This window comes from Flavobacterium labens (genome assembly GCF_048286755.1).
Lineage (GTDB): Bacteria > Bacteroidota > Bacteroidia > Flavobacteriales > Flavobacteriaceae > Flavobacterium.
Window position 1 is genome coordinate 607,120 of sequence record NZ_JBLVPL010000001.1, and the last position, 23,383, is coordinate 630,502.

The 23,383-nt window shown below is 34.7% G+C and carries 21 protein-coding genes and 1 riboswitch; of the genes, 12 read left to right on the forward strand and 9 right to left on the reverse strand.

Translation table 11 applies throughout. The features are described from left to right. Positions 1–198: 198 nt before the first annotated feature. The 3 genes from ahcY to ACNQF8_RS02585 all read left to right on the forward strand — a co-directional run bounded on the left by ahcY (position 199) and on the right by ACNQF8_RS02585 (position 2,561). Complete coding sequence (ahcY, locus tag ACNQF8_RS02575; protein WP_417952844.1) at positions 199–1,515, forward strand: adenosylhomocysteinase; 1,317 nt, start codon at positions 199–201, stop codon at positions 1,513–1,515. A gap of 361 nt (positions 1,516–1,876) precedes the next feature. After that, positions 1,877–2,215, forward strand: a complete 339-nt coding sequence (locus ACNQF8_RS02580; protein ID WP_417950675.1) for a DoxX family protein — start codon at positions 1,877–1,879, stop codon at positions 2,213–2,215. Between the two features lie 7 nt (positions 2,216–2,222). Next, complete coding sequence (locus ACNQF8_RS02585) at positions 2,223–2,561, forward strand: DoxX family protein (protein ID WP_417952845.1); 339 nt, start codon at positions 2,223–2,225, stop codon at positions 2,559–2,561. Positions 2,562–2,695: 134 nt separating this feature from the next. Here ACNQF8_RS02585 and rpmA read toward each other — a convergent pair whose 3' ends face one another. Continuing rightward, complete coding sequence (rpmA, locus tag ACNQF8_RS02590; RefSeq protein WP_086453627.1) at positions 2,696–2,962, reverse strand: 50S ribosomal protein L27; 267 nt, start codon at positions 2,960–2,962, stop codon at positions 2,696–2,698. A 33-nt stretch (positions 2,963–2,995) separates the two neighbouring features. Continuing rightward, positions 2,996–3,631, reverse strand: a complete 636-nt coding sequence (rplU, locus tag ACNQF8_RS02595) for a 50S ribosomal protein L21 (RefSeq protein ID WP_282743419.1) — start codon at positions 3,629–3,631, stop codon at positions 2,996–2,998. Positions 3,632–3,862: 231 nt separating this feature from the next. Between rplU and ACNQF8_RS02600 the strand changes: the two genes are divergently transcribed. Both ACNQF8_RS02600 and ACNQF8_RS02605 read left to right on the forward strand, forming a co-directional pair. Next, positions 3,863–5,188, forward strand: a complete 1,326-nt coding sequence (locus tag ACNQF8_RS02600; protein ID WP_315209320.1) for a M16 family metallopeptidase — start codon at positions 3,863–3,865, stop codon at positions 5,186–5,188. A 13-nt stretch (positions 5,189–5,201) separates the two neighbouring features. Next, complete coding sequence (locus ACNQF8_RS02605; RefSeq protein WP_417950678.1) at positions 5,202–7,250, forward strand: M16 family metallopeptidase; 2,049 nt, start codon at positions 5,202–5,204, stop codon at positions 7,248–7,250. Positions 7,251–7,340: 90 nt separating this feature from the next. Here the strand turns inward: ACNQF8_RS02605 and ACNQF8_RS02610 are convergent, their stop codons facing one another. Further along, the gene (locus ACNQF8_RS02610) at positions 7,341–8,207 is read right to left on the reverse strand and encodes a DMT family transporter (RefSeq protein WP_417950679.1); all 867 of its coding nucleotides are present in this window, start codon (positions 8,205–8,207) and stop codon (positions 7,341–7,343) included. A 109-nt stretch (positions 8,208–8,316) separates the two neighbouring features. Between ACNQF8_RS02610 and ACNQF8_RS02615 the strand changes: the two genes are divergently transcribed. Continuing rightward, a complete protein-coding gene (locus ACNQF8_RS02615) occupies positions 8,317–8,694 on the forward strand; it encodes a heavy-metal-associated domain-containing protein (protein WP_417950680.1) in 378 nt (125 codons plus the stop codon). 62 nt (positions 8,695–8,756) lie between these two features. On the opposite strand, the gene gldD is transcribed toward ACNQF8_RS02615, so the two are convergent. The 4 genes from gldD to mutY are packed head-to-tail and all read right to left on the reverse strand — an operon-like array spanning position 8,757 to position 12,168. Then, the gene (gene gldD / locus ACNQF8_RS02620; RefSeq protein WP_417950681.1) at positions 8,757–9,320 is read right to left on the reverse strand and encodes a gliding motility lipoprotein GldD; all 564 of its coding nucleotides are present in this window, start codon (positions 9,318–9,320) and stop codon (positions 8,757–8,759) included. A gap of 6 nt (positions 9,321–9,326) precedes the next feature. Continuing rightward, positions 9,327–10,622 carry a gliding motility-associated protein GldE gene (locus tag ACNQF8_RS02625; protein ID WP_417952846.1) on the reverse strand — a complete coding sequence of 432 codons (1,296 nt, stop codon included), beginning with the start codon at positions 10,620–10,622 and terminating at the stop codon, positions 9,327–9,329. Positions 10,623–10,645: 23 nt separating this feature from the next. Continuing rightward, a complete protein-coding gene (locus ACNQF8_RS02630; protein ID WP_417950683.1) occupies positions 10,646–11,086 on the reverse strand; it encodes a single-stranded DNA-binding protein in 441 nt (146 codons plus the stop codon). 44 nt (positions 11,087–11,130) lie between these two features. Further along, the gene (gene mutY / locus ACNQF8_RS02635) at positions 11,131–12,168 is read right to left on the reverse strand and encodes an A/G-specific adenine glycosylase (RefSeq protein WP_417950684.1); all 1,038 of its coding nucleotides are present in this window, start codon (positions 12,166–12,168) and stop codon (positions 11,131–11,133) included. A gap of 133 nt (positions 12,169–12,301) precedes the next feature. Between mutY and ACNQF8_RS02640 the strand changes: the two genes are divergently transcribed. Beyond that, positions 12,302–12,592 (forward strand): HU family DNA-binding protein, encoded by a 291-nt coding sequence (locus tag ACNQF8_RS02640; RefSeq protein ID WP_066080765.1) that lies wholly within the window; start codon positions 12,302–12,304, stop codon positions 12,590–12,592. Between the two features lie 315 nt (positions 12,593–12,907). Continuing rightward, positions 12,908–14,452 carry an Rne/Rng family ribonuclease gene (locus ACNQF8_RS02645; protein ID WP_113634220.1) on the forward strand — a complete coding sequence of 515 codons (1,545 nt, stop codon included), beginning with the start codon at positions 12,908–12,910 and terminating at the stop codon, positions 14,450–14,452. 208 nt (positions 14,453–14,660) lie between these two features. On the opposite strand, the gene ACNQF8_RS02650 is transcribed toward ACNQF8_RS02645, so the two are convergent. Next, on the reverse strand, positions 14,661–15,104 hold the full coding sequence (locus ACNQF8_RS02650; protein WP_417950685.1) for a nucleoside deaminase: 444 nt from the start codon (positions 15,102–15,104) through the stop codon (positions 14,661–14,663). A gap of 59 nt (positions 15,105–15,163) precedes the next feature. Between ACNQF8_RS02650 and ACNQF8_RS02655 the strand changes: the two genes are divergently transcribed. From ACNQF8_RS02655 to ACNQF8_RS02665, 3 genes are all read left to right on the forward strand, one after another. Further along, positions 15,164–16,015, forward strand: coding sequence for an energy transducer TonB (locus ACNQF8_RS02655; protein ID WP_417950686.1), 852 nt, complete (start codon positions 15,164–15,166; stop codon positions 16,013–16,015). Positions 16,016–16,198: 183 nt separating this feature from the next. Beyond that, positions 16,199–17,980, forward strand: a complete 1,782-nt coding sequence (locus ACNQF8_RS02660; protein WP_417952847.1) for a 1-deoxy-D-xylulose-5-phosphate synthase — start codon at positions 16,199–16,201, stop codon at positions 17,978–17,980. Between the two features lie 38 nt (positions 17,981–18,018). Then, the gene (locus ACNQF8_RS02665) at positions 18,019–19,053 is read left to right on the forward strand and encodes a DUF3078 domain-containing protein (protein WP_417952848.1); all 1,035 of its coding nucleotides are present in this window, start codon (positions 18,019–18,021) and stop codon (positions 19,051–19,053) included. 3 nt (positions 19,054–19,056) lie between these two features. On the opposite strand, the gene ACNQF8_RS02670 is transcribed toward ACNQF8_RS02665, so the two are convergent. Beyond that, positions 19,057–20,403: a deoxyguanosinetriphosphate triphosphohydrolase gene (locus ACNQF8_RS02670; RefSeq protein ID WP_417952849.1), complete on the reverse strand. Its 1,347-nt coding sequence runs from the start codon at positions 20,401–20,403 to the stop codon at positions 19,057–19,059. A gap of 211 nt (positions 20,404–20,614) precedes the next feature. After that, positions 20,615–20,808: riboswitch (cobalamin riboswitch) on the forward strand. A gap of 187 nt (positions 20,809–20,995) precedes the next feature. Here ACNQF8_RS02670 and metE point away from each other — a divergent pair. Further along, on the forward strand, positions 20,996–23,320 hold the full coding sequence (metE, locus tag ACNQF8_RS02675; protein ID WP_417952850.1) for a 5-methyltetrahydropteroyltriglutamate--homocysteine S-methyltransferase: 2,325 nt from the start codon (positions 20,996–20,998) through the stop codon (positions 23,318–23,320). Positions 23,321–23,383: the final 63 nt, after the last annotated feature.

The window sequence follows — 23,383 nt, forward strand, 5'->3', positions numbered from 1 at the left end:
CTTTTTTGCGTGATAAAAGATATAGCGAATAACGGGAAATAGCTCCTGAAACTGAAACAAGTTCAGCTTCAAGAAATTATTTAGTTAATGTTCAAAAGATTAGCGAATTAAACAATTCATAAATCTTCTAGAAAATAGTTAAATTCTAAAGTTATTACGTAAATTTGCAAAAAATTTACAATTACAAATATACTATAAATGAGTACTACAACTATGCCTTTTGTGGCTTTCAAAGTTAAAGACATTTCTCTAGCAGCTTGGGGAAGAAAAGAAATTGAACTAGCTGAAGCTGAAATGCCAGGTTTAATGGCGCTTCGTGCGGAATATAAAAACGAACAACCACTAGCTGGTTCTCGTATTGCTGGATGTTTGCACATGACAATCCAAACTGCAGTTTTGATTGAAACTTTAATAGCTCTTGGTGCTGAAGTGACTTGGAGTTCTTGTAACATTTTCTCTACTCAAGATCAGGCTGCTGCTGCGATTGCTGCTGCAGGAATTCAAGTTTATGCTTGGAAAGGTTTGAATGAGGAAGATTTTGACTGGTGTATCGAGCAAACATTATTCTTTGGTGAAGATAAAAAACCATTGAACATGATTCTTGATGACGGTGGAGATTTAACGAATATGGTTATTGACCGTTACCCGGAATTAGTTGCTGGAATCAAAGGATTATCTGAAGAAACTACAACTGGAGTTCACAGATTATACGAAAGAGTAAAAGCGGGAACATTGCCAATGCCAGCAATCAACGTGAATGACTCGGTTACTAAATCTAAATTTGACAACAAATACGGTTGTAAAGAATCTGCAGTTGATGCGGTTCGTCGTGCAACAGATGTTATGCTTGCCGCAAAAAGAGTAATCGTTTGTGGTTACGGTGACGTAGGTAAAGGAACTGCGGCTTCTTTTAGAGGTGCTGGTTCTATTGTTACGGTTACTGAAATTGACCCAATTTGTGCTTTACAAGCTGCAATGGACGGTTTTGAAGTAAAAAAATTAGATACCGTTATCGCAACTGCTGATATTATCATTACGACTACTGGAAATAAAGATATCGTTTTAGGTTCTCATTTCGAAAAAATGAAAGACAAAACTATCGTTTGTAACATCGGGCATTTTGATAACGAAATTGATATGGCTTGGTTGAACACAAACCACGGTGCATCAAAAATCGAAATCAAACCTCAAGTTGACAAATACACTATTGCTGGAAATGATATTATCGTTTTGGCAGAAGGTCGTTTAGTAAACCTTGGTTGTGCTACAGGTCACCCAAGTTTTGTAATGAGTAACTCATTTACAAACCAAACTCTTGCTCAAATCGAATTGTGGAAAAACAGTGCAGCATATAACAATGACGTGTACATGTTACCAAAACATTTAGATGAGAAAGTAGCAATGTTGCACTTAGCTAAATTAGGTGTTGAATTAGAGACTTTACGCACTGATCAAGCGGATTATATTGGTGTTCCAGTTGAAGGTCCATTTAAACCAGAATATTACAGATACTAGTCTGAAATTAGAATTTTAGATTATTGGTTTTTTAAAACCCTTGCAGTGATGTGAGGGTTTTTTGTTTTGGAACAAACCCAACTGAATCACTTTTAGTAATTAGTATAAACTCGACCACACCGATTTATCTGCTGTTTGAAAGCATAATACCAAATCCCGTTGATGGTTAGAGCTTACAGACAGTACTTCAGTTAGTAGTACAATAGAAACAATGTCTTTTATTTACTAATAAATCAGTAACGGAATCGTTATAATCTAAGTTTATGCTATATTTGAGTAAATTATTTTTGTACTGGAAATTATACCTGCTGAAAAGCCCTATTCATATAATCGAAGAAAGAATAACTTTAACTATATAATCATGAATAATTATTCCATTATTGCCCAACTTATAATTGCATTGTCTGTAAGTTATGTTTGGGTTTTTAGATTTGATAATATCGTTGCCGAATTTAAACAATACGGTTTGTCGGATTTGACAAGAAACGTCATTGGCGCCACAAAAATTACTCTAGCAACCTTATTAATAACAGGAATATGGTTTCCTCAAGTAGTATTTATACCGGCACTTTTAATGGCTTTTTTAATGGCATCCGCACAATTTTTTCATTTCAAAGTAAAAAATCCATGGTCTAAGCATCTACCTTCTTTATTTCTTTTAGTCTTATCTCTTTTTGTAGCACTTCTAGCATCCAAATAGTTACATAATGAATTACTTAAATATATTAATTTACTTCTCAGCCGTTTCCTTTCTCATTTACGGAATAGCGTATTTTGTGTCATCAAATATGAAATATGAATTTAAACGCTTTGGTCTTGAAAAATTTGGTCTATTAACTGCTATTTTGGAATTGGCTGGCGCCTTAGGTTTATTTATAGGTATTCAGAATTATGTTGTTTTAGTGCTTGCTTCTGGAGGATTGACATTATTAATGCTTCTTGGTACTGGAGTAAGAATAAAAATGAAAGACTCAGTATTGGTTTCTTTACCTGCCTTTTTTTATTTTTTATTAAATGCATTTATTTTATATAAAACCATAGCGTAAATCAACTTTAAATAATGCTTCTTGTTTAACCAGTTCTTTATTTTTTCTAAGAATTTGCTTTATAATCATATCAACATCTAAACAAAAAAACCCGTTTCTTTCGAAACGGGTTTTTTAATAATTGAGAAAATCAATTATGCTTCAACTTCGAATGGAAGTATAGAAACGTATGATTTGTTATCTCTTTTCTTTTGGAAGAAAACAACTCCATCTACTCTTGCGTGTAGTGTGTGATCTTTACTAATGTAAACGTTTGCACCTGGATTATGTTTTGAACCTCTTTGTCTTACGATGATGTTCCCAGCAATAGCAGCTTGACCACCAAATATCTTAACGCCTAAACGTTTTGATTCTGATTCTCTACCATTCTTAGAACTACCGACACCTTTCTTGTGAGCCATGACGTATTAGTTTTATATTTGTTAATAAATTAATTAAACAGCTTTACCACCGTTTAATTCATCTTGTAATTTTTTTAATTCATCCATTTTACCATCTGCAGCTAATTGTGCTTGTTGAGCCCAAGTAGTTGGATCTAAATGAGATAATTTAGATTCTGATGCTTCTAAAATTGCTTTTACCGCATCAGCGCTTGTTTTTGCTAATTTAGAGAATGTAGTAATACCAGCTTCAACTAATGCTTCTGCTGCTTTAGGACCAACTCCTTCAATTAATTTCAAATCATCAGCTTTTTTTGCTGCTTTTGGAGCTTTTGCTTCAGCAACTTTTTCAGCTTTTGGAGCTGCTTTTTTTGTACCTGATGCAGAAATACCTTCAATTACAATTTGAGTAAGATACTGTCTGTGACCGTTTCTCTTTTTGTATCCTTTTCTTCTTTTCTTTTTGAAAACGATAACTTTATCTCCTTTTAAGTGTTGTAACACTTTAGCTTCTACTGAAGCACCTTCTATAGCTGGGGCGCCTAAAGTGATAGTTCCGTTATCATCTAATAAAAGAACTTTGTCAAAAGAAACTTTTGAACCTTCTTCATTAGTCAAACGGTGAACATAAACCTTTAAGTCTTTGCTTACTTTGAACTGTTGCCCTGCTATCTCTACGATTGCATACATACTGAATTGTTTTAATAATTTTTAAGGTTGCAAATATACAATTAAATATTTAACCTGCAATTAGTAAAACAAAAAATATTCTTCATCCCTAATGTCCTGATTTCTCATGCTTTTGAAGCCAATTAAGAAAAAAATGAAATGAACAGTTGTTAAAGTTTTATTCTGTACTATTTTTGATGTAACAATAACCGTTTTTCCGTTACTTATAGAAAATAAAATTATTAATCCAATATGAAAAAATCAATAATGGCCTTAAGTACAGCGCTCATGCTTGGTGGAGTAGCTTCGGCTCAAAAAGTAGTTTTCGAAGAATATAATTTAGACAATGGCATGCATGTCATTTTACATAACGACCCTTCTGCGCCTGTCGTTGTCACTTCCGTGATGTATCATGTAGGTTCCAAAGACGAAAAACCGGACAGAACAGGTTTTGCCCATTTCTTTGAACATTTATTATTTGAAGGAACTGAAAACATAAAACGTGGCGAATGGATGAAAATTGTAAGTTCAAATGGAGGAACAAACAATGCAAACACTTCCGATGACAGAACCTATTACTATGAAGTATTTCCTTCTAATAATTTAGAATTAGCCCTTTGGATGGAATCCGAAAGATTAATGCATCCTGTAATCAATCAAATTGGGGTTGACACTCAAAATGAGGTTGTGAAAGAAGAGAAAAGAACCAGCTTTGACAATCGCCCTTATGGAAATATCCTTACGGTTGTAAAAGAAAATATGTTCAAGAAACATCCGTATCGTTGGAACACCATTGGTTCAATGAAAGATTTAGACGCTGCAACCTTAGAAGAGTTTCAGGCATTTAATAAAAAATTCTACATTCCAAACAATGCTGTTTTAGTCGTTGCCGGTGATTTCGAAAAAAATCAGGCTAAAGAATGGATTCAGAAATATTTTGGACCAATAAAAAAAGGAGCTGATGTAACGAAACAAACTTTTATTGAAGAACCAATTACTCAAACGTTAAAAGCAACGTATCAGGATGCCAACATCCAGATTCCAATGTTAGTGGCTTCATACAGAACACCGTCAATGAAAACTAGAGATGCCAGAGTTTTGGATTTCATTTCTTCTTATTTAAGTGATGGAAAAAGTTCTAAATTGTACAAAAAAATCGTTGACGAGAAAAAAATGGCATTACAAATAGGTGCCGTAGGTTTTAGTCAAGAAGATTATGGAATGTATATCTTGTATGGTTTACCAATGGGAGCAAATACAGCAGCTGATGTATTAAAAGAAATTGACGAAGAAATTGTAAAAATTCAAACGGAATTGATTTCGGAGAAAGATTTTCAAAAATTACAAAATAAGTTTGATAATAATTTCGTGAATGCCAATTCAAATGTAGAGGGAATTGCCGAAAATTTAGCAACCTATTATATGCTTTATGGTGACATCAATTTAATCAACACCGAGATAGAACTTTTACATTCTATCACTCGTGAGGAAATTAGAGAGGTCGCAAAAAAATATTTGAATCCAAATCAAAGATTGCTTTTGGATTATATTCCTTCCACAGAACAGGCTAAAAACTAAGACATTCTAAATCATGAAAAAAACAAATATATTATTATTCATTTTGTTGGTAACAGGAATTATGCAGGCACAAGATCGCACACAACCAAAACCTGGAGTTTCACCAGTAGTTAACATCAAAAAACCACAAACTTTTGTTATGTCAAATGGTTTGAAAGTTATGATTGTTGAAAATCACAAACTACCAAAAGTTAGTTTCAGTCTTTCATTAGACAATGCGCCTTATGCCGAAGGCAATAAAAAAGGGGTTGATGAATTAACGAGCAGCATGATAGGAAATGGAAGTAAAAAATTAGCCAAAGATGCTTTCAATGAAGAGATTGATTTTCTGGGAGCTGACATTAATTTCAACTCACAAGGAGCTTACGCAAGTACCCTTTCTAAATATTCTAAACGAATACTGGAATTGATGGCTGAAGGAGCTTTACATCCAAATTTTACTCAAGAAGAATTCGAGAAAGAGAAAGCAAAATTACTGGAAGGACTTAAATCTCAAGAAAAAAGTGTTCCTGCAATTGCAAATAGAGTTGTCGATGCGCTTGCTTTTGGAAAAAACCACCCTTCTGGAGAGTACATGACCGAAGAAACGATTAAAAATGTAACTCTTGCGGATATTCAAGCTAATTATGCCAATTATTTTGTTCCCGAAAATGCTTATTTAGTGATTATTGGAGACATCAAATACAAAGAAGCAAAACCAATTATAGAAAAACTATTTGGATCATGGCAAAAAAGAAGCACGCCAAAACTGACTTACGCCGCACCAGAAAATGTACCGTTCACTCAAATCAATTTTGTTGATGTTCCTAATGCCGTACAATCAGAGATTTCATTAGTAAACACAGTGAATTTAAAGATGAGTGATCCTGATTTCTTCGCTGCTGTAATCGCGACTTCTATTCTTGGTGGTGACTTCAATAGTTACCTTAATATGAATCTAAGAGAAAAACACGCATGGACTTATGGCGCCAGTTCTGTAATAGGAAGTGGAAAATACGTAACTAAATTAAGATCGACTTCGGCGGTAAGAAACGTTGTTACAGACAGTGCAGTAGTTGAATTTATCAAAGAAATCAAAAAAATACGTACCGAAAAAGTAAGTGAGGAACTATTGAGTAACACTAAAGCAGGTTACATCGGACGATTTGTGATGCAGGTAGAAAAGCCGCAATCAATCGCACGATACGCCTTGAATATAGAGACTGAAGATCTTCCAAAAGATTTTTATGAAAACTATATCAAAACCATCAATGCCGTAACTGCCGACGATATACTTCGTGCAGCCAACAAATATTTCCTTTTAGATAACAAACGAATTATTATTGCCGGAAAAGGATCTGAAGTAATTCCAGCTTTGGAAAAACTAAAAATTCCAATGTTTTATTTTGACAAATATGGTAATCCATTGGAAAAACCAGTTTTCAAAAAAGACATTCCTGCTGGCGTAACTGCAAAAAGTGTTATCGATAATTACATCAAAGCTATTGGTGGTGAAAAAGCGGCTTCTGCTGTAAAAACAATAGCGATGAACGGAACTACAACAATTCCGCAAGCACCTTCCCCTTTAAATTTTACTACAAAAATTGATGCTAAAGGCAAACTAATGGTTGAATTAAAGATGGGAACCATGAGCTTGATGAAACAAGTGGTAAATGAAAAAGGAGCTTATGTAATGCAACAAGGACAACGCCAAAACATCGAAGGGACGACGCTTACTGACATGAAAGCAAGCGCAACAACTTTTGAAGAATTATTACTTTCTAAAAAAGAAGGGTTAGTATTAAGCGGTATCGAGACAATCAGCGGAAAAGAAGCCTACGCCGTAAAAAACGGAAAAACAACATTCTATTACGATGTGACTTCAGGATTAAAACTGGCTGAATCCAAAGTAATAGAACAAGGCGGTCAAACCATAACGCAAACTACAAATTACGGAGATTACAAGGATGTAAAAGGCGTTAAGATTCCTTTTAATATTATTCAAAATATAGGATTTGAATTGGACATTAAAATATCTGACGTAAAAATCAATGAAGGTGTTTCAGATGCTGATTTTCAATAATCAAAACTTGGATTAATAAACAAAGGCTGTCTAAAAAGACAGCCTTTGTTATTTTATACTCTTTAAATTTTTCATACTAAACACTGAATACTACTTCTTAGCCGATAAATACACTCCTATTAAAACAATAAAAGCACCCAAAAACTGAACTGGAGTAAGCATTTCATTATCCAATAATCCCCAACAGAAAGCAACTACGGGAATCAAATATGTCACTGAAGTTGCAAAAACTGGTGAAGACATTTGGATAAGTTTAAAGAACAAAATATTGGCAATTCCCGTTCCAACAACTCCAAGAATTATAATAAACAAAACCGATTCCTGTACTTTTACATCATGAACCACTTCAAAGAAACCGGAGAAAAACAAGATGATAAATGCTGGAAAAAACAACACCATAAAGTTCCCTGTCGTAATGCTCAACGGACTCAAATCATGCAAATATTTTTTGATTAAATTCACATTGACCGCATAACATATAGAAGCTATTAAAACCAAAATAGCATAATAATAATTCTGTTCTGGATGATGAATTGCGCCATTCAAAATCAACAAGGCACTTCCTATTAAACCAATTAAAATCCCAAAAATCTGATTTCTTTTAAACTGCAATCCAAAAACCAATGCACCCAGAATCAATGTATTTAAAGGAGTAAGCGAATTCAAAATAGAACTCACAGAACTATCAATTTCAGTTTGCGCAATCGCAAACAAATAAGCCGGAATAAATGTCCCAAACATAGAAGTTAAGGCAATGTACTTCCATTTATGTACCGGAATTTTAGACAAGCTTTTAAATCCTATCAACAATAAAAAAACAGCCGCAAAAATAATTCGCAACGATCCCAATTGTAAAGCTGTTAAACCTATAAGCCCTTTTTTAATTAATATAAATGAACTTCCCCAAACTAAGGCAAGAACCATCAAGTAAACCCATTTTAACTGCTTCGATTCCATAAAGATAATTTTACCCCAAAATTGTAATTATTTTATGAATTAGTCCTTCTTTTTTTAATTAATTTTGCAGTTCAGAAACACGCTTTTAATCTTTAAAATTTATATCATAATGAATTTCAAAAAATCAATCGTAACGCTAGTACTCACAAGTGTTTTATTTGTAGGCTGTAAAGAAAAAGAAACGAATTTAGTTTCAAAAGAAACTGCTGAAACAGCATCTCCAAAAGTTAAAAAGGAAATCGCAGCTGCCAATCTTCAAACAGCAAGTTTTTCTGTAGAAGGAATGACATGCGCTGTAGGTTGTGCCAAAACGATTCAAGAAGATTTGACTGGATTGGATGGTGTCCAAAAAGCAACGGTAGATTTTGATACAAAATTAGCCACAGTAACTTTTGACAAAACGATTCAAACTCCAGAAAAATTGACTAAAGTTGTAGAAGCCGCTGCTGATGGTAAAACATACAAAGTTTCGAATATGAAGTCTTAATTCAGACTTTCAAATTGTAAAAAAAAGCATTCGTTACTCGCGAATGCTTTTTTTGTGAAATATTATTTCCATTTCAAGGTTTCCATCAGTCGCTGCATGTCATTTTTAATATAACTCGCGGCAGGCATAATAGAATCATAATTGGGTTTTGCATAAAAATAAACAGAACCTGTTACAAAATGTCGCGTACTGTCAGTAGCATAAAACTGCGAATTTGTTGCCGCATTTCCTTCAACCTGATAAAACATTCCATAGACTTTTTTATCGGGATTCAAATAAGGCTGTTCCAGAATATCATCTGCTTTTATAACGTGTTCATAAGTCAATTTTTGTGCATCACGCAACAGTTCATTAATGTTTTTCGTGACTGGCTTATAGGTAAGATAAATAGTCGCTTTCATTTTTGGATACGTAATCGTAAAACCACAATTCGTCTCTTTTTTGATAATGGCATCTGAATTCATTTCAAAAGCAAAAGGACATTCGTTCTCAAAATTTACATATTTGGCTTCCGGATAATCCAATCGCAAATAGCTTGATGGTTTAGGCAAGACATCATCTTTACAACTAAAACTCAAGAATGAGACTGCAATTATTGCCGAAAAAGTGATTATTTTTTTTAACATTTTTACTTATTCAATTGTTACTTTTATTTGCTTTACCCTTTTTTGATCCACTGCTTCTATAGTAAACAGGCAATTTTCAAATGAAATTTTCTGGTTCTTTTTCGGAAAATTTCCCAAAATTTCAAGAATAAAACCAGCCAGCGTTTCGGCTTCTCCTTTTTTGATTTCGAATAATTCTTCATCAACATCAATTATTCTGTAGAAATCCTTGAGGTTTATTTTTCCTTCAAAAAGATAATTTCTATCGTCAATTTGGGAAAAATTAATATTTTCATCGTCAAATTCATCACTGATATCCCCTACAATTTCTTCAATAACGTCTTCCAAAGATACCAACCCGGAAGTTCCTCCATATTCATCGACCACAATCGCGAGATGACTTTTCATGCTCTGAAAGTCTTTCAGTAAATTGTCCAGTTTTTTATTCTCCGGAACAAAGAAAGGTTCTCGTAACAACGATTTCCAGTCAAATTCATTTGTATTAATATGCGGCAGCAAATCTTTGACATACAAAACGCCTTCAATCTGATCTATATTGTCCCGATAAACCGGAATTCTGGAATATCCTTTTTCAATGATTTTGGGGCAAATAACAGAAAAGGATTCGTCTATTTCTAAAGCAAAAATATCTATTCTGGGACTCATCACTTGTCTTGTATCGGTATTTCCAAAGCTTACAATGCCTTCCAATATTTTTTGCTCTTCGGTAGAAGTTTCATCCGAAGCTGTTAATTCTAAGGCTTGTGATAATTGATCAACGGAGAAATTTGATTTTTGCTTTCCTAATTTATTGTGCAAATAAATCGTGGCAGCGCGCATGGGCAAACTTATTGGCGAAAGCAATTTATCGAGAAAAGCAATTGGATATACAATCAGTTTGGCAAACTTGATATTGTTTCTGCTGGCATATACTTTTGGCAAGACCTGACCGAATAACAAAATTAAAAAGGTAGCAGTCACTACTTCCAGAATAAATTTTAAAAGTGGTGCTGTTAATGCAGAAAAAATAGTTTTCCCAACAACGGAAAACAATAATACTATGGAAATATTGATAAAATTATTAGCAACAAGAAGAGTGGCCACGAGCTTTTTTGGTTTTTCTAAAAGTTCCGAAATAATTTTTCCTTTGGAGTTATTTTCTTGTATCGTTTCATCGATGTCTTTTTGTGACAACGAAAACAAGGCTACTTCAGCACCTGAGATTAAAGCGGAACAAAACAGCAAAATGGCAATTCCTATAAAGCCAAATACTACATTAGCATCAATAGCGTAAGAAAAAAATAAACTGGGCTCTGGGTCCAAATTAGTTAAGATTAATTAAACAATCAAAATGGCAAGTCATTAATAGGCAGGACATTATTTTCCGGGTCAAAATTAGTGTTTTTAGGAACATCAGCTGCAGGAATTTGTTTGTTGTTTTCACTGTCTTTTTTTGTTGTAAGAAAAGTGAATTCCGTTACCTGAATCTCAGTGGTGTGTTTTGTAGTTCCATCCTCTGATTGCCATTGACGGGACTTAATGCGTCCTTCCACATATATTTTATCTCCTTTAGAAAGGTATTTTTCACAAAGCTCAGCCGCTTTATTACGTACTACCAAATTATGCCACTCCGTAGAAGTGATTTTTTCGTTGGTGGTTTTGTTGATATAGACTTCGTTTGTTGCCAGCTGAAATCTTCCTATACAATTGCCTCCATCAAAATAATGCATTTTGATGTCGTCACCAAGAAAACCAATTAGCATAACCTTATTTAATGTTCCGTTCATTTTAGAATTTGGTATTTTATCAAAGATACATTTTTTTAGAAACTCTATAAATCCTTTTCAATAAAATTATGAATCACAATGGGAAAGGGAAAAGTCTTCAAAGTTTCAGCGTCAATTCCGTTTTCAATTGTTCCTTTCACTTTTACTTTCCAAAACTTGATGTATAAATGCTGGTGTGACAGCTTATGAATAATACTTTTCTCGTTGTATTCTAACATACTTACGATGGTATTATCCTTAAAATAATCCGCTTGAACAGCTTCGCTAACACAATCAAAATCTTCCTCTTTTTCAGTTTCCATTAAAGGAAATTCATATAAGTTGTGCCAAATCCCTTTGTCCGTTCTTTTTTGAATTATAGTGTTGTCATTCTCATCTGCAACTACCATATAATTAAAGTAACGGTTTCTAACTTTTAGTTTTTTGGATTTTACAGGCAACTGATCAACTTTATTTTTTTGCAAAGCAGCGCAACTTTCGCTGAAAACACAAATACCGCAATTCGGACTTTTAGGAACGCATTGCAACGCGCCAAACTCCATAATGGCTTGATTGAACGTTGCCGGATTGTCTTTTGGCATCAGTTCGAAAGCCAATGCAGCGAATTCTTTTTTGGCGGAAGCCTGAGCAATATCCGTATCCATATCAAAATAACGCGACAAAACCCGGAATACATTTCCATCAACCACAGGAACGGCTTCATTATAAGAGAAAGAGGCAATGGCCGCTGCGGTATATTCTCCTACACCTTTTAATTTCAATAAGTCATTATAAGTCCCCGGAAAGATTCCCGATAAATCAAAAGCGATATGCTGTGCTGTTTTGTGCAAATTTCTAGCTCTGGAATAATATCCCAGCCCTTGCCAAAGTTTCAAAACTTGCTCTTCATTGGCTTTCGCCAAATCAAAAACAGTAGGAAAAGCGGTTGTAAAAGATAAAAAATAAGGCATTCCTTGTGCAACACGCGTTTGTTGTAACATGATTTCAGAGAGCCAAATAGGGTACGGATTGGTAGTATTTCGCCAAGGTAAATCACGTTTATTTTGTAAATACCATTGTATTAGCGAGTTAGAAAAAATCATGTTTTAATTATTTGTTAGCAAAAGTAAAAGTTTATGTGATTAAAATTTAATGAATTAGCTTGAATAATTGTTTTTTAAATTCCTATATTTGCAAACTCAAAAAAATAGTACAACATTATAAATAGGAAAGAAAATGACGAAAGCAGATATCGTAGCAAAAATTTCAGAAAAATTAGGTCTTGAAAAAGGAGATGTACAGGCAACTGTAGAGACCTTTATGAATGAAGTAAAAAATTCATTAGAAACTGGAGACAATGTTTATTTAAGAGGTTTTGGAAGTTTTATAGTGAAGACTAGAGCTGAGAAAACAGGAAGAAATATTTCCAAGAATACAACAATAAAAATTCCTGCACACAACATTCCTGCATTCAAACCTGCAAAAGTTTTTGTAGAAGGAGTGAAAACAAATAACGAAGCAAAATAACAATATTAATTAATCATAAAATCTACAAGATATGCCAAGTGGTAAAAAAAGAAAGAGACATAAGGTAGCAACGCACAAACGCAAGAAAAGAGCGAGAGCTAACCGTCACAAGAAGAAAAAGTAGTTTTAAACTACTTTTTTCTTTTTAAACGTTCATTGAAATTGAAAATTAGTAATCAGCATTCCGTTTTTAGTATCCAGTCAACTGCGAACTTTACACTGCAAACTGCCAGCTAATTTTCCCCGGGTTCAATACCTGTTAAAATATTGTTTAATCCATTTGTTCGCCTTGGCGAATAGATAAAAATGTACAGCGTGAATAAAGAATTAATCATTAGATCTAGTTCTGAAGCCGTAGATTTTGCCTTATTAAAAGATGGAAAACTAATTGAATTACACAAAGAAGAAGAAAAAAGCAACTTCCAGGTTGGTGATATTTTTATCGCCAAAATCAGGAAACCAGTTGCCGGACTTAACGCTGCTTTTGTAAATGTAGGCTTCGAAAAAGATGCTTTTTTACATTATCATGATTTAGGACCTAATTTAGCTTCCCAACTGAAATTCATAAAACTTGTAAGCGCAGGTAAATTAAAAGATTTCTCCCTAAAAAACTTTCAGTTTGAAAAAGAAATAGACAAAGATGGCACCATTACTGATGTTTTGAGTTCCAATCAATCTGTTTTAGTACAAGTCGTCAAAGAACCTATATCTACAAAAGGACCTAGAATTAGCGCTGAGCTTTCTCTTGCCGGAAGATTTATAGTTTTGGTTCCGTTTTCTGACCGCGTTTCTATTTCACAAAAAATAGAAGACAAAAAAGAGAAAGAACGCTTGAAACGATTAGTACAATCCATCAAACCAAAAGGATTTGGTGTTATTGTTCGCACAGTAGCCGAAGGCAAAAATACAGCCGAATTAGAAAAAGATTTGCAGAACCTGCTCAGCAGATGGACTGCAATGTGTAAAAAATTACCAACTGCTCATCATCCGTCTAAGGTATTAGGAGAACTCAACAGAGCTTCTTCGATATTAAGAGATGTTTTCAACGATACCTTTAGCGGTATTCAGATAGATGACGAAGAGTTGTACAACCAAACAAAGGATTATTTGCAAGAAATTGCACCATCCAAACAATCAATTGTTAAGTTTTATCAATCAAAAGACACACCTATTTTTGAGAAATACAACATAGAGAGACAAATCAAAACTTCTTTTGGAAAAACAGTATCCATGAGTAAAGGTGCGTATCTTATTATCGAACACACTGAAGCTTTGCACGTTATAGACGTAAACAGCGGAAACCGTTCTAATAAAGCCACCAACCAGGAAGATACAGCCATGGAAGTCAATATGATTGCTGCTGCCGAAATCGCAAGACAATTACGTCTTCGTGATATGGGCGGAATCATCGTAGTTGATTTTATCGATATGTCAAATCCTGAAAATCGTAAAGTGTTGTTCGATTTCTTGAAAGAAGAAATGAGCGATGATAAAGCAAAACACAAGATCTTACCTCCGAGTAAATTTGGATTAGTTCAAATTACAAGACAAAGAGTAAGACCTGAAGTAAATATTAAAACTAGAGAAGAAGATCCAAACAATGAAAGTGGCGAAATTGAAGCGCCAATTCAAATCATTGATAAAATTGCTTTTGATTTAGAAAGAGTATTAAAAAACCACAAAGATGTTGTGCTTAATGTACATCCTTTTGTGGCCGCATACCTTACCAAAGGTTTTCCATCATTACGTTCAAAATGGTTTCTTGAGCATAAAAAATGGGTGAAAATTATACCTCGTGATGCTTACACGTATTTAGAATATCATTTCTACGACAAAAAAGAAAATGCTGTCATAGAATAAATTACAAACTCCTCAAGAAATTGGGGAGTTTTTTTTTGCGTCATTGCGAGATTTTTCGAAGCAATCTGTAAATTATAATTTATTTGTTTTTAGGAGCTATTTCCAGCTATCCGCTATATCTTTTGCAAAGCTGCCAGCCTTCAAAAGGCTGGCAGCTTTGCAAAAGGATGCCGCTTCTATCTGGGCTAGAGTATTTAAGAGAAGAATATTATTTCCTTCTCTCGACAAAAAATCGCTTCATCAACTCCGAAGCTTCATTAGCCAAAATCCCCGAAACAACAGTTGTCTTAGGATGCAATTGCGTTCCCATTTTTACAAAACCGCGATTTTCATCGCTTGCACCATACACAATTTTCGAAATTTGACTCCAGTACAAAGCGCCTGCACACATCTGGCAAGGTTCCAGTGTGACATATAGTGTACAACCTATTAAATATTTCCCACCAAGATAATTCGCAGCAGCAGTGATTGATTGCATTTCGGCGTGGGCCGTAACGTCATGTAATAATTCGGTTAAATTATGACTTCTGGCAATGACCTTATTATCAATGACAATTAGAGCGCCAACAGGAATTTCGCCTTTTTCAAAAGCCATTTCAGCTTCCTGCAAAGCTTTTTTCATGAAATATTCGTCGGTAAATGGGTTTATCATACAGCAAAAGTAAGGATTTGAAATAATTTTCGTTAGTTTTATAATCAGAAACGTAAAGTATGGTAAGGAAATATAAAATCACAATTTCGGAACCTTGTCAAGAGGATTGGAACAAAATGACTCCAAATGACCAAGGTCGTTTTTGTATGAGTTGCGCTAAAACTGTTGTAGATTTCACTGCAATGTTACCTGAAGAAGTGCAGCATTTTTTCATCCAAAATCAAAACCAGAATATCTGTGGTAGAATGAGAAAATCGCAATTAGATTCGATTACCATTCAAATCCCGAGTCGTGCACTTTATATTCAAACTCAGTATCACAAAATGTTTTTGTTAGCATTGTTTATCACAATGGGAACCACTTTGTTTAGTTGTGCCGATAATAATGGAAACAAACAAAAAATTGATGCTGTTGAAGTGGTTAAAGACAGTACAAAAGCATCTCGAATAACTGTTGGCATGATGTTGCCAGAAAAAAACAATACCCAAAACCATGTTCAACCTCCAGCACCAGCAACCAAGGTAAATCATGTAAAATTTATAAATCCCCAAACAATTGCTTGCGAAGAAACAACAAAGAACGAGACTGTTGTTGAAGATGTAATTTACAATGGAGGTATTGGTTTCGAATTCCCTCCAGAATATAAAGGCGGGATTGAAAAATTTTATACTTTTTTTAAAGAAGAGTTCAAACATCCAGAAAATATAAAAAATAAAATTACCGAAATCTCAATCTCATTCGTTGTCGATAAAGACGGCTCATTAACCTATGTCAAACCCCAATCTGAAATTGACGAAGCTTTAGAAAGTGAAATTATTAGAGTTTTGAAATTATGTCCTAAATGGAAACCAGGTGAACAAAATGGTAAAAAAACACGAACATTATACACTGCACCTATTTCTTTGATCTAAACAAAATAGTTTTGACAAAGCATATTTATATAACTAATCGTAGCTGTTTCAAAAAGCAGCCAATCTAGACTTAGTTGACCCATTTAATTAACTACCTGTATATCGTAAGACTGGTATTAGAATCGTCTTAAATTGAAAAAAAGATTCCAATTTAAAACCGTAAATTTGCTTTTTATAAAAACAATGAAATACAATTTACTTTCAAACATCAATAACCCAACCGATTTACGCTTGCTTGATGAAGCGCAACTTCCTCAAGTTGCCCAAGAATTACGCGATTTCATTATCGACGTTGTAGCTGTAAAAGAAGGTCATCTCGGTGCAAGCTTAGGAGTCATCGAATTGACAATTGCCTTGCATTATGTTTTTGACACACCAAACGATTTATTGATTTGGGACGTAGGTCATCAAGCCTACGTCCATAAAATACTGACCGGTCGAAGAGAAAATTTTCATACCAACAGGCAACTCGGCGGTATTTCCGGTTTCCCAAAAAGAAGTGAAAGTATTTACGATGCTTTTGGCGTAGGCCACTCCTCTACTTCTATTTCGGCAGCATTAGGAATGGCATTAGCTTCTAATTTGAAAGGCGAGTTCAACAAACAACACATTGCAGTAATTGGCGATGCCTCCATAGCCTCAGGGATGGCTTTTGAGGGCTTAAATCACGCCGGAGTTACAGATGCTAATTTACTGGTAATTCTCAATGATAACGCTATCGGGATTGACCCAAGTGTAGGTGCTTTGAAACAATACCTCACTGCTGTAAAAGAAGGAAAAAATCCGAGGCAAAATAACATGATTAAATCATTAAATTTTGATTATTCGGGGCCTATTGACGGACATGATCTTTTTGCCGTGATTAAAGAATTAAAGCGTTTGCAAAAGATAAAAGGTCCAAAATTCCTTCATATAATTACCACAAAAGGAAAAGGACTGCAGCAAGCCGAGGACGATCAGGTGAAATACCATGCTCCTGGAAAATTTGACGCTGCAACAGGAGAAATTCACATTAAATCCGAAGAAAATTTACCTCCAAAATATCAAGATGTTTTTGGCTTGACCGTATTGGATTTGGCTAAAAGTAACGAAAAAATTATAGGAATCACACCGGCAATGCCATCCGGAAGTTCGTTAAAATTTATGATGGATGCTTTCCCAAAACGTGCTTTTGACGTAGGAATTGCTGAACAGCACGCGGTAACTTTAGCCGCCGGAATGGCAACACAAGGAATGGTAGTTTATTGCAATATTTACTCGACATTTTTACAAAGAGCATACGACCAAATAATCCACGATGTGGCGCTACAAAATCTTCCGGTAATTTTTTGTTTGGACAGAGCAGGTTTAGTGGGAGAAGACGGAGCAACCCACCACGGTGTTTTCGATTTGGCTTATTTGCGTTGCATTCCTAACATGATTGTTTATGCCCCAATAAATGAAATAGCGTTGCAAAATATTTTATATACTGCTCAATTAGGATTAAATCATCCTATAGCCATTCGATACCCGAGAGGTCGCGGTGTCATTCAAGATTGGCAAACGAAACATTTTGGAAACTATGAGAAATTAGCAATTGGAAAAAGTATTTGCATAAAACAAGGTTCAAAAGTAGCCGTTTTATCCAATGGAACTATTGGCAATAATGTCTCTTTGGCTATAGCCAAAATAAAACATCCAGAAAATATTGCGCTTTATGATTTTTCGTTTGTTAAACCGTTAGACGAAAAGGCATTAAACACTATTTTCACTGAATTTACAACTATAGTGACTATAGAAGACGGAACTGTAAAAGGCGGTTTTGGAAGTGCAATTCTCGAGTTTGCCTCAGAAAATAATTATACCTCAAAAATTACTGTTTTGGGTATTCCTGATGAGTTTATTGAACATGGAACTGTAGCCGAATTACAACAATATTGCAAAATTGACGTTAAAAGTCTTGAAATACTTTTTTCGAGTTATTAAAATAATTATTTTGCAACCTCAAATACAACTAGCCCAAAATGAAATTATTAACCTACACTTTCCTTTTACTAACATTTACAATCTCATTCAATTGTTTCTCTCAAGAAGTAAGAATCACACCGTTATCTGACACACTTAGACCAATAACAACGCTATCAACAGCAAATAGACCGCTGAAAGTAGCACTGAAAATTCAAACCCTAACGCATTACCTTCCGTTATCCTATTGGAGCAAAAAAAACAGTTTAGGCTTTGACATCTCTGAAGTTGCCTTTGTTAACTGGAGTGCCGGAGGAACAAGTTCGATTTCAGGATTGTTTAAAGGAAAATTTCATCGAGTTTATGCCCGTAGTAATTACAACTGGTCAAATGAGTTAATCGTTAAATACGGATTGAATAAACAAGACGGAATTGATATACGAAAAACAGAAGACGCAATACAATTAAACTCTACATTTGGCTACAGAAAAGATACTCTTTCTAACTGGTATCATTCGGCTAAATTTAATTTTAATACGCAATTCACAAACGGTTACGCCTATCCAAATACTGAAAAAGCAATCTCAAAACCCTTTGCACCTGCCTATATTTTTATGGGTGTAGGCGCTGAAAATATCGATAAGGATAAAAAAAGAACATTTTATATCTCACCGTTTACATTTAAAACCACCTTGGTTTTAGATCAAAGATTAGCTAATCAAGGTGCTTTTGGAGTTGCTAAAGCCACCTACGACTTGGATGGAAATTTACTTACCGAAGGAGAAACATCAAAAATGGAACTTGGATTCTTAGTTACCAATAAATACAAAAAAGAAATCTTCAAAAACATTAATCTGGAAAATCGCTTAAGCTTATATTCTGATTATATAAACCGTTTTGGAAATATAGATGTAGATTGCGACTTTCTAGTAGAGCTTGTGGTAAATCAATATGTGAAAGCAAATATTGGAGCTCATGTTATTTATGATGACGATATCAAATCTAAAAGAGAAATCGAAGGAATACAAGTAACAGAAGGTCCAAAAACACAAGTTCGACAAGCCATTGGTGTTGGAATCGAATATATATTCTAAAAATTAATTCTTCTTTCTACCATTAATAGTTTCAAACAATTCAAGTGCATTCCCGTCAGTCAAAAGCGACACATAATGGCAAATATGAAGTAATCTTCCATAAAGATTCTCTTTTTCCAAATGGTGTTTCTCAGGCAACATTTTCAGAATTAAAGAGTCGTAATTAGAAGCAGTTCCGTTGAATTTATTATTGAAAGCCGTTATGAATTTATCCAACAAAGTTTGAATAATCTGATAGCCGACAATTTCTTTCTCAATAACTTCGCGGCTTTGATAAATGTTTTTAACACTGATTTTAATAATATCATCCATCTGTGCTTTGTACTTACTTTTATCCATGATAGCAAATGGGAATTTACCATCCATAATTAATGCTTCATTTTCGATAAAAACTTTGACTGCATCATTAATTAAACTACCAATTGCCAAAGCACGCAAATAACTGATTCTATCTTCTTTGGTTTCTAAAGTCTTGTATTTTGAAGTATCAATGCTGTCTTTTACCAATTTTATCAAATATTCCAACGCAAAATCTTCGGAAACTAATCCTAAATTGATTCCGTCTTCAAAATCAATAATGGTGTAACAAATATCATCTGCAGCTTCGACTAAATACGCCAAAGGATGCCTTTCGAAACCAATACTGTCTCCGGATTTATTTGGAATCAAACCCATATCAGAAGCTACATCTTGAAAAAAAGCTTTTTCGGTTTGAAAGAAACCGTATTTTTTATCGGCTATGTCTTTTGTTGGTTTTTTAGGTAAACTTTCTTTTGGATATTTCATGAAAGCACCAAGAGTTGCATACGAAATTCGAAGTCCGCCTTCAATTCCGGGACGACTGGCCGTCAGTACCGAAAATCCATTTGCATTTCCTTCAAAATCAATTAAATCTTGCCATTCTTTTGCCGTAAGTTGATCTTTATATTGTTGCCCTTTTCCAATGGAGAAATATTCGCCAATTGCTTTTTCACCGGAATGTCCAAAAGGCGGATTCCCTATATCATGAGCCAATGATGCTGCTGCAACTATAGCCCCAAAATCATTCATGTGATAGCCATGAACTTCTTTCAGATGTGGATATTTTTCGATGATTTTTTTACCAACTAATCGTCCCAAAGAACGCCCCACAACCGAGACTTCTAGACTGTGCGTCAATCTGGTATGCACAAAATCAGTTTTTGACAAGGGAATAACTTGTGTTTTATCCTGCAAACTTCTAAAAGCGGACGAGAAAATAATACGGTCATAATCAACTTCAAAACCCAAGCGGGTGTCGTCTTGTTCTACACGCAATCTTTTGCCTTTGTCGCCTTGTCGTCTTAGTGATAAAAGTTGTTCCCAGTTCATGATTTCTTTTTAAAATTTCTTTCCAAAGATAGAAGAAATTGACACATTATCAAGTGAAATAAAGTCAGGTATGGCTTTATTTATATGAAAAATATAAAGTATCTCCTCCTATTAATACAATATCCTAAAAATAACAAATTAACAAACCTATCGAAAAAAACTTCAAAGGATTAGTGTTACTTTTGTACCGAATTTAAGTTCTTAATTTATTTCTTCATCAACCGATAAGGGTTTTACTTAACTGTAGATTAATAGGGAATCGTGTGTAAATCACGAACTGTCGCGCAACTGTAAGTAACACAAAAAGTTTTTATCTGAAAAAAGATCCACTGTATGCCAATGGCAAATGGGAAGGATGATAAAAATGTTACAAGTCAGGAGACCTGCCTTTTATCGAATTGACAATGCTTTCGCGATTTGAAGCAATAGTCAGGTATGGTGCGTTCTTAACACAATGAGCATGACTATTTATGCCTTATTGTGCATTTCTCTTTTGCAACGTATTCTCCTTTCTACTTTTCATTTCTAACGAGCATTCTGAAATGCATCAAGAGCTTTTAATTGATTTATTCATCATTTAAAAAGCAACAAAATGCTAACAAACAATCTTGGCTACCCGCGAATTGGTAGCAACAGAGAATTAAAAAAAGCCTGTGAATCGTACTGGGCAGGAAAAATTTCAGTAGACGAACTTTTGGCTGTAGGCGCAACTATCCGCAAGGAAAACTGGCAATTACAAGTCGAGGCTGGAATCGATTTAATCCCTTCTAACGACTTTTCGTTTTACGATCAAGTACTGGATTTATCACTCACATTAGGTGTTATTCCAAAGCGCTATCAAGAATTAGCAAAAACTAACTCCACTATCGATTTGTATTTTGCCATGGCAAGAGGTTCACAAAAAGACGGACAAGATGTCGTTGCTATGGAAATGACAAAATGGTTTGACACCAATTACCATTATATCGTACCCGAATTCACAAAAGATCAAGAATTCAAATTATTCTCCGAAAAATTAATCAACGAATTCAAAGAAGCCAATACCTTAGGAATCGCTACAAAACCAGTTCTAATAGGACCCGTTACTTATTTACTTCTTGGAAAAGAAAAGGAAGCAGGTTTCCATAGAATTGATCTTATCGAAAAATTACTTCCTGTATATTTTGAAATTCTTCAAAAACTGGAGAATGAAAAAGTAGAGTGGATTCAATTTGACGAACCATTTTTAGCTTTGAATCTAACAGATAAAGAAAGAAGTGCTATCACTTATGTGTATACCGAAATCAACAAACGTTTCCCTAAAATCAAATTGATTCTTGCTAATTATTTTGATTGTTTTGGCGAAAATCTTGACACTGTTCTCGCCTTACCTGTTCATACTTTGCATTTAGACTTGGTGCGTTGTCATTCTCAATTGGATGACATTCTGGAATCACGACAATTATCAGCCAATGTAAATCTTTCGCTTGGTGTTGTAGATGGTAGAAATATCTGGAAAAATGATTTCAAAAAATCTTTAGCCCTTATCAAAAAAGCAACGGACGCACTTAGCGAAAATAGAATACTAATTGCGCCATCGTGCTCTCTTATTCACTCGCCGTGTGATTTGGAATTAGAAACCAACAACGCAACACTAACTCCTGAAATTAAGCAATGGCTGGCTTTCGCCAAACAAAAAACAGAGGAAATAGTACTGCTTAAATATTTTGCTTCAAATGAAATAGACATCAGTAATTCTATCCGTTTTGAAGAAAACACGATTGCCAATAAAAACCGAAAAACATCAAAATTAATCCATAACGATGCGGTAAAAAATCGTGTTACCAGCATTACAACCGGCGATGATCAAAGACAAAATCCATTTTCCATTCGTAGAGAAAAACAAATAGACGTATTGAATCTTCCTTTGTTTCCAACGACAACTATTGGTTCTTTCCCTCAAACTGCCGAAGTGCGCAGCTGGAGAGCAAAGTTTAAAAAAGGAGAATTAAATCAACAACAATACGATGATTTACTTCAAAAAGAAACCGAAGAAACGATTCGCTTTCAAGAAGAAACCGGTATTGATGTTTTGGTTCACGGAGAATTTGAACGCAATGACATGGTGGAATATTTTGGAGAGCAACTCGATGGATTTACGTTTACCAAAAACGGCTGGGTACAAAGTTACGGCAGCCGTTGTGTGAAACCCCCAGTTATTTATGGCGATGTTTCGCGTCCAAATCCAATGACTGTAAAATGGTCTGCTTTTGCAAAATCGCTTACGCCAAAATGGGTAAAAGGAATGCTAACTGGCCCCGTAACTATTTTGCAATGGTCCTTTGTCCGTAACGATCAACCCCGTTCAGAAACCTGTACTCAAATTGCATTGGCGATTAGAGACGAAGTTGTCGATTTAGAAAGTGCAGGAATTAAGATTATTCAAATTGACGAACCCGCTATTCGAGAAGGCTTGCCTTTACGTAAAGAAGAATGGGCAACCTATTTGGATTGGGCGGTAAAAGCATTTAGAATTTCGGCAAGTGGCGTAAAAGATGACACACAGATTCATACGCACATGTGTTACAGCGAATTCAACGATATCATCCAGAATATTGCCGACATGGATGCCGATGTAATTACCATAGAATGTTCGCGTTCGCAAATGGAATTACTGGATGCTTTCGCCGATTTCAATTATCCAAACGAAATAGGACCTGGCGTATATGATATTCACTCGCCTCGTGTACCTTCCAGTACCGAAATGGTAAAATTATTAGAAAAAGCTTCAGCAGTTATTCCTCTTGACCAACTTTGGGTAAACCCGGATTGTGGTTTAAAAACCCGCCATTGGGACGAAACCAAAAAGGCTTTAATCGAAATGGTAGCCGCTGCTCAAGAAATGAGAATTGCAGTAAATAACATTGTAACGATATAATTCATTTGAAAAAACCCAGTAGATTTAAAAATCTACTGGGTTTTCTTTTTAGAAAAAAAAATA